This is a genomic window from Actinospongiicola halichondriae, assembly GCF_049103745.1.
GTDB lineage: Bacteria > Actinomycetota > Acidimicrobiia > Acidimicrobiales > Salinilacustritrichaceae > Salinilacustrithrix > Salinilacustrithrix halichondriae.
In genome coordinates, this window is the sequence record NZ_CP171622.1 from 2860980 (window position 1) to 2872316 (window position 11337).

Genomic DNA, 11337 nt, shown 5'->3' on the forward strand with positions numbered 1-11337 from the left:
TGCCGACAAGAACTCGCTCGGTTTGCTCTACATTGCGCGCCGTGGCTCTCCTCATCGTTCGTCACGGGCACGCAGGTGAACGCAGGTCGTGGTCGGGCGACGACCGCGTCCGACCGCTCAGTGAGCGTGGCCGCAAGCAGGCCGCCGCGCTGGCGGCCGACCTGGTGCAGTACGAGCCCCGACGGATCCTGACGTCACCGACCACCCGATGCCGTGAGACCGTCGAACCGCTCGGCGCCGCAGTCGACGTGCCGGTCCAGGACGACGACCGGCTCTTCGAGGGGCCCAGCGCCTCCGCCATCGAGTCGCTGCTGGACGACGCGGCGCGGAAGAAGACCATCGTCCTGTCGAGCCACGGCGACGTGATCCCCGCGCTCCTCCACGAACTCGAGAACCGGGGGATGACCCACGACGACCGGCTGGTCTGGCAGAAGGCGTCGACCTGGGTGATCGAGTACTCCAAGGCCGACGGCTGGGGTGCCGGTCGCTACCTGGCACCACCCAGCGGCCGCTAGCCCGGCAACGGGTCCTCGCCGGCCTCGACTGCGACCCGCACCCGCTCCGCCGCGTCACGCTGGTCCTCGGGCGGATCGGCCTCGTCGAAGGTCGCCAGGTCGGCGCGAGCTGCGTCGAAGTCGCCGACGTGCGCCAGGAGTGCGGCTCGGAAGACGTAGCCGGCGGTGAGCGACGGGTCGGTCTCGAGGCCGGAGTCGAGCAGCGCCCTGGCCTCGTCCGCGAGACCGGTACGAGCGAGCAGCCACCCCAGGTAGATGCTCGCCGACGCGTTCCCGGGATCGACCTCGAGCACGTCGCGATAACAGGTCAACACCGCGACCGGCGCCATCGAACCGGTGACGTCGCCGCCGATGCACTGGTCGAGCGCACCTTCGACGATGACCGGGACGAACTGGTCGGCCAACGAACGCTCCTCGTCCGAGGGCCCGTTGTCGTAGAACGACGACAGGTCGGCGACCGCACCCGCGGCGTCGCCCGACCGAGAACGGGCACTGGCCCGGAACACGTACGGCGAGGTCGACTCCGGGTCGAGTTGGATCGCCGCGTCGAGGTCGGCGATCCCGTCATCGACGTCGAACTCCCGCACCTGCAGCCACCCACGGAACGTGAGCGCACGCACGTTGCCGGGCAGGGACTCCAGGATCTCGGAGTAGCAGTCCACCGCCCCGTCGGCGTCGCCGCCCTGTTCGAGCGCCAAGCAGTCGTCGGCCCGCGACGAAGCGGCTGCGACGTCGAGCCCCGTGAGACCGGAGGAACCCCTGCTCCCGGACGACTGAGCCACCAACAGTCCGGCGACCACGGCCACCACGGCGACCCCACCGATGACGAGGAGACGTCGAGCGAGCGATGTCGCGGGCCGTTCCTCGTCGATCGCGGCCCGGTCGGCCTCGATCGCCCGCAGGACCTCGGCGGCACGGGTGGTGTACCCGGCCGTCAGCGTGCGGTGATCGTGCTCGTCGATGTCGCCGGCAGCGAGCTCGCGGTCCAGGTCGGCGAGCGACCGCAGCAGGAAGTCGCGCTCCTCCTCCAACGCGGCGAGTGCATCAGGGTCGAGTCGCACGCCGAGCCTCTGCCACGAGATCGCGGTCCTCGTCGGAGACGTCAGGGTCCGGCGCGGTGCGCCAACCCCGGAACACCGCGATCAGGCCGCCGAGCGCGGCGACGAACAGCGCGACGGGCAGGAACCAGATCAGGCCCGCCACACCGGTCTTCGGCGGGGTCAGGAGTGAGTCGGGATAGCGGGTCACCACGTAGTCGCGAATCTCGTCGTCGGTCTGGCCAGCCTCGATCCGGCGTGCGATCTCGGTACGGATGCTTCGGGCAGCGGTGGCGTTCGAGTCGGCGATCGACTGGCCCTGGCACGTCGGGCACTTGATGCCTTCGGCCAGTCCACGCGCCCGCTCCGCCGAGGTCTGTGGCCCGGAGTCGCCGACGGTGGCGACGGCGAGACCACCCACGAGCAACGCGACCAACAGCAGCCACGGCCAGCGAGCACGGCTGAGTCCGCTCATCGGTAAGCCTCCTGTGCTTCGGCGAGCACCCGGTCGAGACCGCTCGACGTCACGCCACCGACCAGCTTGGTGACCACGACCCCGTCGGGGCCGATCAGGTACGACTCGGGAACGCCGGCCACGCCGTAGTCGAGGGCGATGCGACCGTCGGGATCTTCGACGACGGGCCACTCGCCGCCGTTGTCGGCGAAGAAGTTGCGGACCGACTCGGTCGACGCGTCGTAGACGACCGAGATGACCGACGCGTCGCCGGCGGAGCGGTGGCGCTTCTCGAAGTTCACCAACTCCGGATGCTCGACGACGCACGGGGTGCACCACGTGGCGAAGAAGTTCACGATGACGAAGTCGCCGCTCGATGTCGCGAGGTCGTAGGCGCCGCCGTCGATGGTCTCCCCCACGATCGGCGGGGCCTGTCGACCCAACAGCGGTGAGGCGACCGAACGCGAGCCCGAGTCCTCGCTCGTGGCGAGTACGGCGATGAACCCGAGCATCAGGAACAGGACCGGGATGGCCACCCACACACCGAGTCGGCGCTTCACGAGACCGTCACCCCGGGCTCTGGCTCGTGCAGGAACTCCGACGTGGGCTGCGTGGCCCGGCGACGGCGGCCGGGGAAGGCAGCGAGCGCGGTGCCGACCGCCATCATCCAGCCACCGATCCACAGCCAGGTCACCAGCGGCTGGAGGACGACGCGGATCACGGCCGGATCGTCGCCCTCGGGGATCTCGAGCAGCGTGAGGTAGACGTCCTCGACCAGGCTCGTCGACACCGAGGGAGAGCCGATCGACTGACCGCCGAACGCGAACAACTCGATGGCCGGGCGGTACACGGCGCCGCCGTCGACCCGGACGAGCGCGGCCGTCGTCGTCTTCTCGGCGCTCTCGGTCACCTCGATGCCCTCGTAGACGACGGTGTGGCTGCCGACGGTGGCGACGTCGCCGGGCGACAGACGCAATTCGGTCTCGGTCACGTACGACTGGGAGGCGGCGAACGCCACGGCGATGACGACCACGCCGAGGTGGACGATCATGCCGCCGTTGGTCCGTCCGACGAGGCCCCGCCATCCCTGCCGGCGTGTCGCCAGGACGATCTGGCGCAGCGCAGCCCCACCGGCGAAGCCACCGAGGCCGAACGCGAGGACCGGAGCGAGCCCACGGGACCCGGTGAAGACCGTCGCCACGACGGCCAGGACGCCGGCGCACGCCGGCCAGAACAGACGGACGCGGAGCAGTTCCTCCGAGGCCTTGCGCCACGGCAGGACCGGCGCCACGGCCATCAGGAACAGCAGGAGCAGCCCGATCGGCATGGTCATGCGGTTGAAGTACGGGACGCCGACGGAGAGACGCTCGTCGGAGATGGCCTCGACGATGAGCGGGAACACGGTGCCGAGCAGGACGACGAAGGCGAAGACCGCGAAGAGCACGTTGTTGGCCAGGAACGCGCCCTCGCGCGAGATCGGCGAGTCGATGCGACCGGGCGCCCGCAGACGGTCGCCGCGCCAACCGACGAGGCCGACGGTGATCACCACGACGACGGCGAACATCGACAGCAGCCACGGACCGATCTGCGACTCGCTGAATGCGTGGACCGAGTCGATGACCCCGGATCGGGTGAGGAAGGTGCCGAGGATCGTGAGTGCGAAGGTGGCGCACAGCAGTGACAGGTTCCAGACGCGGAGCATGCCGCGCCGCTCCTGCACCATCACCGAGTGGATGTAGGCGGTGCCCGTGAGCCACGGGAGCAGCGACGCGTTCTCGACGGCGTCCCACGCCCAGTAGCCACCCCAACCGAGCACCTCGTAGCTCCACCAGGCGCCGAGGACGATGCCGAAGGTCAGGAACCCCCACGCGAAGAGGGTCCAGCGACGGGTGACGAGGAGCCACCCCTCCCCGACCCGGCCGGTCACGAGCGCGCCGATCGCGAAGGCGAACGGGACCGTGAAGCCGACGTAGCCGAGGTAGAGCATCGGCGGGTGGAACGCCATGAGCGGATGGTTCTGGAGCAACGGGTTCGGCCCGGGGCCGTCGAATCCGGGCGGCACCGTCACCGACTCGAACGGGTTGGCGGGTCCGGCCATCAGCGCGAAGAAGAAGGCCCCGACGGCGAGCATCGTGAGCAGCGCCCAACCGACGAGGCGGTCGTCGAGGCGGTGCCGGAACTTCTGGGCGATCAGGGCCGTGTAGCCGGACAGGATCAGACCCCACAGAAGGATCGACCCCTCGAGCGCCGACCACATCGTCGCCACGTTGAAGAGCGCCGGCGTGCGGGACGACCCGTTGTCGGCGACGAAGCCGACGGTGAAGTCCCGCGTGATGAGCGCCCGTTCCATCGCGAACGTGGCCAGCAGGGCGCCGGCGAGCGCCATGAACGCGTAGGTCCGACCCGTGCGGATCAGTGCGGGCCGGTCACGGCGCAGGCCGACCAGCACCGTGACGATGCCGGAAGCGCACGACACGAGGCCGAGGACGACCCCAGCCGAACCGAGCGTCGCGTTCATTCGTCGCCGACGAACTCGTCGGTCCGGTCCGGGTTGTCGGCCTCGTACTCCTCGGTGTGCTTCACCAGGATGCCGTCGCTCTCGAACACGTCGTCGGTCTGACTCCACCGACCCTCGAGGACGACGGGGATGTCCTCCTGGAACAGGTCGGGCGGGTCCCCCTGGTGCGCCACCGCGACCTGGACGTCATTGCTCTCGATGACGAACCGGACGGCGACACCGTCGGGTTCGACCGAACCGGGCACGACCGTTCCCTCGATCCGGAACCGTCGGTCGCCGAGTTCGTCGCGCTGTTCGACGGCCTCGTCCGCGGTGCGGAAGTACAGCGCAGCGTTCGACAGCCCCTGCCAGGCGACGACACCGAGGACCACGACGAGGACGGCGAGGAACCCGCCGACGAGGAGGCGCTTGCGCTTCTGGTCGTCGCCACCGCGCACCGGCGGCGCCTGGCGCGGCGTGAGATCGAGGCCGTCGACCTCGTCTTCGTTCTCGAAGGGCTCGTTCAGCTCCATCGACGATCCTCCGGAGCGACGACCCGACTCAGGCGCTTGCCCCGGCGGATGAGGACCAGCGCGTAGCCCCCGACCGCGGCGACGGTGACGCCCCAGCCGACGAGGATCGTGCCGATGTCGGTGTAGGCGAGCATCAGATGCCTCCGGTCGGATCGTCGTCGGCCATGCGTTCGGCGATGGCGATGTCGAGGTCGCCGCGCTCGGCCTGGAGCGCGAGCCAGGCGTTGCGGAAGGCGTGGATGGACAGCCAGACGAGGATCAGGACGAACACGCCCTGTGCAACGGCGTAGGTCGACAACTGGTTCCCGTCCATGGTCGTGTCGAACCCGCGGGTGGCGTCCTGGTGGAGTGACCGCCACCACGACACCGAGTAGTGCACGAGCACGGCGTTGGGGACCAGGAGGATGCCGACGACGGCGGAGACCTTGGCCCGGGCTGCAGGCTCGGCCGGGTACCGGCGCAGGGCCAGATAGCCGACGAGCAGGAGGAACAGGAGTGCCGTCGACGTGAGGCGGGCATCCCAGGTCCAGTAGGTGCCCCAGGTGATCTCGCCCCACAAGGCACCCGTGACCAGGCCGAGCCCGACGAAGACGGTGGCGACCTCGGCCGAGGACGACGCCAACGCGTCCCACCCGTCGGTGCGCTTGCGGAGCCACATGACCGACGCCACCGTGCACAGGATCACCGGGATGTACATGAGCGACACGACCGGTACATGCACGTAGAACAACCGCACGGCGTCACGCTGGACCACGTCGGGGTCGCTGGTCACGAGCCCGAGGTAGCCGCCGACGGCCGAGCCGACGAGGATCAGGACCCCGAGGATCCTGGTCGCTCGTGAGCCGGTCGACGTCGGGGCATCGGCCCGGACCTCGTCGTTGGTGGTGGTGATTGTGGTCATGTCACGTCTCCTCCAGGAGCGTGCCGAAGAACAGGAGTCCGAAGCCGACGTAGAGCACGCCGAATGCGGCCAGCAGCCCACACCAGCCCCACCCGTCGCCGATTCCGCCGTCGAGGGCGGCTTCCGACGCTCGGGTGGCACCGAGGAGGACCGGCGCCAGCGCCGGGAGCAACAGGAGCGGAACGAGGGTGTCCCGCACCCGCAGACCGGCGGCGAGCACGCCGTAGAGCGTACCGGCGGCGGCGATCGCCACCGTCGCGGCCAGGGCGGTCGCGACGAGCAGCAGGGGGCCATGGAGTTCGGCGCCGTAGAGGACCACGACGCCGAGGACGAGGACCAACTGGAGCACGACCAACTGGACCGCCACGGCGGCGAACTTCCCGAGGAAGTAGCCGGCGGGGTCGATGCCCGACAGCCGCAGCGCCTCGGTGACGCCGGGCGCCGACTCGACGGCGAAGGCCCGCTGCACCGCCAACAGGCCCGAGAACAACACGGCGATCCAGTAGAGACCGGGCGTCGCCTGGGTGAGCACGCCGCGGTCCGGGTCGAGCGCCAGCCCGAAGAGCACCAACACGAGTACCGCGAAGGGGACCATCTGGCCGAGGCCGACCTTCGACCGCAGTTCGATCCGCAGGTCCTTGCCGGCGATGAGTCGTGCGTCAGCGAGCACCGGTCGCCTCGCCTTCCGGGGCACGCGCCGTGTCGTCGCGCACGACGCCACCGGCGATGGTCACGATGCGAGTTGCCAACGCCTCGGCTCGATCGAGTTCATGGCTGGCGAAGAGGACCGTGGCACCAGCGGCGGCGGCATCGACGACGAGTTGGTCCACGAGGTCGCGCCCGGCACGGTCGAGTCCGGCGTGGGGTTCGTCGAGGAGCCACAGTTCCGGGCGGCGGGCCACGAGCGCCGCCAGGGCGGTCCGACGGCGCTGGCCGGTCGACAACCGGGCGGCGGGAACCGTCGCCAACCGACCGTCGATCCCACAACGGGCGAGGGCACGCTCGGCGTCGACGTCGGTCGCCCCGGCCGCGCGAGCCCAGAATCGGACGTTGTCCCCCGCATCGAGGTCGGCGTAGAGCCCGTCGTCGTGGGCGAGCATGCCGACCCGGCGCCGGACCGCTCGCGGCGTGGCAGCCACGTCGACGCCGAGGACGTGGGCGGTCCCCTGCACGACGCGCACGAGCCCGGCGCACGCACGGAGCAGCGTCGTCTTGCCGGCGCCGTTCGGCCCGCGCAGGAGCACGACCTCGCCGCCACCGACGTCGAGATCGACGCCGGCGAGTGCGGGGAACCGGTCGAGGAGCACGACTGCCGCCTGCAACACGACCGCTGGGGGTGGGACGGCGGGCGCCATATGAAGCGTCCCAACGGTACCGACGACGTCCGGAATGCTCCAAGACCCCGTACGCTGCCGGCGTGCGGTTGGCGAGAGTGCTCGGTGGAATCGGACGCGTCTTCATATGGACGGGCGTCATCATCCTGCTGTTCGTGGCCTACCAACTCTGGGGCACGAACCTCTCCGAGGCCAGGGCGCAGGACGACCTGGAGTCCGAGTTCGAAGACCTCCTGATCGAGGCGCCGGACCCGACCACGACGACCACCACGGCGATCGACGACACCGAGACGACGACGACGGTTCCCGAAGGACTCCTCGAGCTCCCTGAGGTCGGCGAGCCCATGGCCCGCATCGAGATCCCGGCGATCGGCGTCGACAAGATCGTGGTCGAGGGGGTCAGCCGCAGCGACCTGCGCAAGGGGCCGGGCCACTACCCGGACACGCCGTTCCCCGGGCAGTCGGGCAACGCCTCGATCGCCGGTCACCGGACCACCTACGGCGCTCCGTTCCACCGCATCGACGAGCTCACGGTCGACGACGAGATCACGGTGACGACGCTCCAGGGCCGCTTCACCTACCGGGTGATCGAGCAGAACATCGTGGCGCCGACCGACATCGAGGTCATCGAGGACCAGGGCGACGATCGACTCACGCTGACGTCGTGCCACCCGAAGTACTCGGCTCGCCAGCGGATCATCGTCAGCGCACTGCTCGTCGACGACCCCGCTCCCCCGACACCGCGTCCGCTCGCCGAGGTCGACCAGGCGATCGAGGTCGACACCCTCGACGGCGACGAGACCGGTCCGTTGGCGCCGGTGATCATCCTCGGGCTCGTCGCTCTCGCCGTCTGGCTGCTGTTCTACGTGCTCAGCCGCCGCTGGCGTCGCTGGCCGGCCTACGTCCTGGGCGTCGTGCCCTTCGGCGCAGCGCTGTTCGTCTGGTTCGGCGCCGTGGCCGAGCTGCTGCCGGCGAACTTCTGACCAGAAGACGCGACCGATACCGTCGTCGTCCATGCGGGCCACCCGATCGTTGCTGTGGATCGCCGCTGGTGCCCTCGCTGTCGCGGCGTGCAGCGGCTCGTCCGACGACGCCGGGAATGCCCCGACGTCGACGACCGGCCCTCCCGTCACCGCCGGGCCGGTCGCAGCGACCGAACTCGCCCCAGGCGACTGCGTGACCGGGCTGGTCATCGGGGTGGACGAGCGCCGACAGATCGACGCCGCTTCGGTCGTCCGGTGCGATCAGCCCCACGAACTCGAGGTGTTCGCGGTCTTCGACCTGCGTCCCGTCGACTTCAACGCCGCGGACGGCTCGTATCCCGGGCAACAACGGGTCGTCGATGCCGCCAACGGCGGGTGCGGGGACCGACTCGAACAACTCGGTGACGTGGCCGAGTCGATCGGGCTCATCGCGGTCTGGCCCACGCCGGAATCGTGGACGCAGGGCGATCGTTCCGTCGCCTGTGCGGCCTACTCGCTCACCGGCACGCCGTTCGGTGACGACATCCTCGACAGCTGAGCCTCACCGGCCGCGGAACTGCGCCGGGCGCTTCTCCCCGAACGCAGCGATCCCCTCGAGCCGGTCGTCGCTCGTCCACACACGGTCGAACGCCTCTCGGACGTCCTCGGCGTCGACGGTGCGACCGACCAGGCGGTCGAGCGCGAGCTTCTGTCCGGCGATCGAGAGCGGAGCGAGGGCGGCGATGCGATGGGCCCAGGCGATGGCGTCGTCATCGTTCCCGGCGCGCTGCGCGAAACCCGTACGCAGCGCAGCGTCGGCGTCGACGGTGTCGGCGGCGAGCAGGATCGATCGGGCGAACCCGTGTCCGGCCAACTGGGCCAGCTTCTCGATCGTCCAGTGGTCGACCATGAGGCCGAGCTTCGAGGACGGGACACCGAAGCGAGCCGACGGGCCGACCATGCGGAGGTCGCAGGCCAGGGCGATCTGGCAGCCGGCGCCCATCGCCGGCCCTCCGACGGCAGCGATCGTGCAGATCGGCAGCCCGCTCAGCACGTCGAGCATGGCCCGCACCGACGCTGCAGCGGCTTTGTCCTCCACGTGCGTCAGGTCGGCGCCGGCACAGAACGCCGGGCCTTCGCCCCGGATGACCAGGACGCGGGCATCGCCGACGTCCTCGCAGGCGGCGACGAGACCGGCGAGGTGCTCGGCGTCGACGGCGTTGCGGCGCTCGGGCCGGTCGAGGGTGACGATGAGGACGCGGTCATCCCGCTCGGTTCGGATCACGCCGGCAAGCTTGCCGCATCGTGCGCATTAGCCTCGCCCCCGTGCGAACGCGACGGACCGGGATGTGGTGTGGGGCGTTCGTGCTGGTCCTCGTGGCGGCCGCCTGCAGCAACGAGACCGACGACGCCGAACGCCTCGCCGACGAACTGATCGTCGAGACCGACGGAGCGCTCGACGAGACCCAGGCGGCGTGCGTCGCCGACGGACTCGTGGCGTCGTTCGGCGACGACTCGTTCCAGGAGGTCCTCGAGGCCGCCGAGGGGACGGGCGACTCCGCCGGCGACGTCCGGATCGAGGTCATCGACATCTTCGCCTCGTGCGACGCGCTCGACGCGGTCGTCCTCGACGAAGAATCGGGCGACGAGCCGGGCTGAACTACCGTCGTCCGGGATGGTTCCTGTCCTGCTCGCCGGTCTCGTCGGCGGAGTCATCGGCGCCGTACGACGCCCGCACGGCAAGCATCTCCACCTCCCGGTCGTGATCTACCCCGGCATCGTCGTGGTCGGCGTGCTGCTCCAGCTGTCGCTCGGCTGGTTCGACCCCTCGTCCCAGGGCATGCTCCTCGGCGCCTCGCTCGCCGCGCTGACCGGATTCGCGCTGGTGAACCGGCACATCCCCGGCATGGGCGTCCTGGCCATCGGGCTCGCGCTCAACATGGCCGCCGTCCTCACCCACGGGGCGATGCCGGTCCGCCCGGCGGCGCTCGTCGATGCCGGGGTCGTGACCGCCGACGAGTTGGCCGACACCGATCCCGGCGCCGGCCGACGCTTCGAACGGGTGGACGACGCGCTCCCGGTCCTCGGCGACATCATCCCGGTCGAACCCCTCGGCGCTGCGATGTCGTTCGGCGACCTCATCGCACTCATGGGGATCGGCGCGGTGTCGGGCGAACTCGTCCGCCACGCCCGGCGAGGACGGTCAGTCGGTCGGCTCGAGGCGGAGCCCGGTCGAGAGCTGCGTGTCGACCTCGAGGCGATCGGGATCCCCGAGGACGGCCATGACGTCGAGGAACTGCCGACTCTGATCGACCTCGTGGACGCGGAAGATCGTCTCCGGGAAGAGGCGCGCCGCGAACGCCATCGCGCCGAGCGTTCCCGGGTCCCGCTGTCGCGGTGACGTCCCGGAGATCGCGCCGACGAAGTCCTTGCGCGACAGGGCCAGGAGCATCGGACGGTCGAACCGACTGAACGTCGCGAGGTCGTGGAGCAACTCCACCGACTGCCGCGGCGTCTTCGAGAAGTCGACGCCGGGATCGAGCACGACCGACTCGCGTGGCACCCCGGACGCCTCCAACGACGCCAACTTGTCGTCGAAGAACGCGGCGACGTCGTGGGCCACCCCGTCGGCGTACCAGTCGGGTTCGAGCAACTTGACCTTGGGCGGTCCGACGGTGTGCATGAGGACGAACCCTGCATCCCAGCGGGCGACGACCTCGGCGAGGCCCGGGTCGTGCAGCGCCGAGACGTCGTTGATGATGTCGGCCCCGGCGCGGAGGCAGTCGTCGGCCACGGTCGGCTTGTAGGTGTCGACCGACAGCAGCCCGTCACTCCGGCGTCGGATCGCCTCGATGAGGGGAACGAGGCGTGCGGTCTCCTCCTCGGCGGCGAGTTCCGGCGTCTTGGTGTTGGCCGACTGACCGCCCACGTCGACCACGAGCGCGCCGGCCGCGAACTGCTCGACGGCGCGGGCGGCCTGGGTGTCGACGCTGGTCGACCCGTCGCCCGAGAACGACTCGGGGCTGGCGTTGACGATGCCCATCAACACGGGTCCGTCGATGGTGATGGTCCGCCCGCGGGCGACGAAGGTTCTGCTCACGGGA

15 protein-coding genes and 1 pseudogene are annotated in these 11337 nt (G+C 70.2%); 5 read left to right on the plus strand and 11 right to left on the minus strand.

The features are described 5' to 3' along the window. Positions 1-41: 41 nt before the first annotated feature. Positions 42-515: a SixA phosphatase family protein gene (locus AB8619_RS14100; RefSeq protein WP_436793268.1), complete on the plus strand. Its 474-nt coding sequence runs from the start codon at positions 42-44 to the stop codon at positions 513-515. Here AB8619_RS14100 and AB8619_RS14105 read toward each other — a convergent pair. Genes AB8619_RS14105 through ccmA form a run of 9 tightly spaced genes read right to left on the minus strand, consistent with a single transcriptional unit; the run spans position 512 to position 7292 of the window. Then, the gene (locus AB8619_RS14105; protein ID WP_436793269.1) at positions 512-1576 is read right to left on the minus strand and encodes a tetratricopeptide repeat protein; all 1065 of its coding nucleotides are present in this window, start codon (positions 1574-1576) and stop codon (positions 512-514) included. The genes AB8619_RS14100 and AB8619_RS14105 overlap by 4 nt on opposite strands. Beyond that, entirely contained in the window at positions 1560-2027 is a 468-nt protein-coding gene (locus AB8619_RS14110) for a cytochrome c-type biogenesis protein (RefSeq protein WP_436793270.1), read from the minus strand. The genes AB8619_RS14105 and AB8619_RS14110 overlap by 17 nt, the downstream gene beginning before the upstream one ends. Beyond that, positions 2024-2566, minus strand: a complete 543-nt coding sequence (locus tag AB8619_RS14115) for a TlpA family protein disulfide reductase (protein ID WP_436793271.1) — start codon at positions 2564-2566, stop codon at positions 2024-2026. Before AB8619_RS14115 ends, AB8619_RS14110 begins: the two co-directional genes overlap by 4 nt. Next, positions 2563-4524: a heme lyase CcmF/NrfE family subunit gene (locus AB8619_RS14120; protein ID WP_436793272.1), complete on the minus strand. Its 1962-nt coding sequence runs from the start codon at positions 4522-4524 to the stop codon at positions 2563-2565. The genes AB8619_RS14115 and AB8619_RS14120 overlap by 4 nt, the downstream gene beginning before the upstream one ends. Then, entirely contained in the window at positions 4521-5036 is a 516-nt protein-coding gene (locus AB8619_RS14125; protein WP_436793273.1) for a cytochrome c maturation protein CcmE, read from the minus strand. The genes AB8619_RS14120 and AB8619_RS14125 overlap by 4 nt, the downstream gene beginning before the upstream one ends. After that, entirely contained in the window at positions 5027-5170 is a 144-nt protein-coding gene (locus AB8619_RS14130; protein WP_436793274.1) for a hypothetical protein, read from the minus strand. The genes AB8619_RS14125 and AB8619_RS14130 overlap by 10 nt, the downstream gene beginning before the upstream one ends. Beyond that, positions 5170-5937 carry a cytochrome c biogenesis protein CcsA gene (gene ccsA, locus AB8619_RS14135; RefSeq protein WP_436793275.1) on the minus strand — a complete coding sequence of 256 codons (768 nt, stop codon included), beginning with the start codon at positions 5935-5937 and terminating at the stop codon, positions 5170-5172. The genes AB8619_RS14130 and ccsA overlap by 1 nt, the downstream gene beginning before the upstream one ends. Before the next feature lies 1 nt (position 5938). Beyond that, complete coding sequence (locus tag AB8619_RS14140; RefSeq protein ID WP_436793276.1) at positions 5939-6607, minus strand: heme exporter protein CcmB; 669 nt, start codon at positions 6605-6607, stop codon at positions 5939-5941. Then, on the minus strand, positions 6597-7292 hold the full coding sequence (ccmA, locus tag AB8619_RS14145; RefSeq protein WP_436793277.1) for a heme ABC exporter ATP-binding protein CcmA: 696 nt from the start codon (positions 7290-7292) through the stop codon (positions 6597-6599). Before ccmA ends, AB8619_RS14140 begins: the two co-directional genes overlap by 11 nt. Before the next feature lie 62 nt (positions 7293-7354). On the opposite strand from ccmA, the gene AB8619_RS14150 reads away from it, so the two are divergent. After that, positions 7355-8254 (plus strand): class E sortase, encoded by a 900-nt coding sequence (locus AB8619_RS14150; protein ID WP_436793278.1) that lies wholly within the window; start codon positions 7355-7357, stop codon positions 8252-8254. 31 nt (positions 8255-8285) lie between these two features. Continuing rightward, positions 8286-8792, plus strand: coding sequence for a septum formation family protein (locus AB8619_RS14155; RefSeq protein ID WP_436793279.1), 507 nt, complete (start codon positions 8286-8288; stop codon positions 8790-8792). 3 nt (positions 8793-8795) lie between these two features. Here AB8619_RS14155 and AB8619_RS14160 read toward each other — a convergent pair whose 3' ends face one another. Then, positions 8796-9518, minus strand: coding sequence for an enoyl-CoA hydratase (locus tag AB8619_RS14160; RefSeq protein ID WP_436793280.1), 723 nt, complete (start codon positions 9516-9518; stop codon positions 8796-8798). 41 nt (positions 9519-9559) lie between these two features. Here AB8619_RS14160 and AB8619_RS14165 point away from each other — a divergent pair, with 41 nt between their 5' ends. Both AB8619_RS14165 and AB8619_RS14170 read left to right on the plus strand, forming a co-directional pair. Then, positions 9560-9892, plus strand: a complete 333-nt coding sequence (locus tag AB8619_RS14165) for a hypothetical protein (protein WP_436793281.1) — start codon at positions 9560-9562, stop codon at positions 9890-9892. 16 nt (positions 9893-9908) lie between these two features. Further along, positions 9909-10379 (plus strand): annotated as a pseudogene (locus AB8619_RS14170) (DUF5317 family protein); the annotation flags it as partial. 57 nt (positions 10380-10436) lie between these two features. Here the strand turns inward: AB8619_RS14170 and folP are convergent. Beyond that, positions 10437-11333, minus strand: a complete 897-nt coding sequence (gene folP, locus AB8619_RS14175) for a dihydropteroate synthase (protein WP_436793282.1) — start codon at positions 11331-11333, stop codon at positions 10437-10439. Between the last annotated feature and the right edge of the window lie 4 nt (positions 11334-11337).

Excerpts from the sequence above, each read along its gene's own strand:
- AB8619_RS14130 (WP_436793274.1), bottom strand. The coding sequence starts at position 5,170 with ATGCTCGCCTACACCGACATCGGCACGATCCTCGTCGGCTGGGGCGTC.
- ccmA (WP_436793277.1), bottom strand. The coding sequence starts at position 7,292 with ATGGCGCCCGCCGTCCCACCCCCAGCGGTCGTGTTGCAGGCGGCAGTC.
- ccsA (WP_436793275.1), bottom strand. The coding sequence starts at position 5,937 with ATGACCACAATCACCACCACCAACGACGAGGTCCGGGCCGATGCCCCG.
- AB8619_RS14120 (WP_436793272.1), bottom strand. The coding sequence starts at position 4,524 with ATGAACGCGACGCTCGGTTCGGCTGGGGTCGTCCTCGGCCTCGTGTCG.
- AB8619_RS14155 (WP_436793279.1), top strand. The coding sequence starts at position 8,286 with ATGCGGGCCACCCGATCGTTGCTGTGGATCGCCGCTGGTGCCCTCGCT.
- AB8619_RS14125 (WP_436793273.1), bottom strand. The coding sequence starts at position 5,036 with ATGGAGCTGAACGAGCCCTTCGAGAACGAAGACGAGGTCGACGGCCTC.
- AB8619_RS14110 (WP_436793270.1), bottom strand. The coding sequence starts at position 2,027 with ATGAGCGGACTCAGCCGTGCTCGCTGGCCGTGGCTGCTGTTGGTCGCG.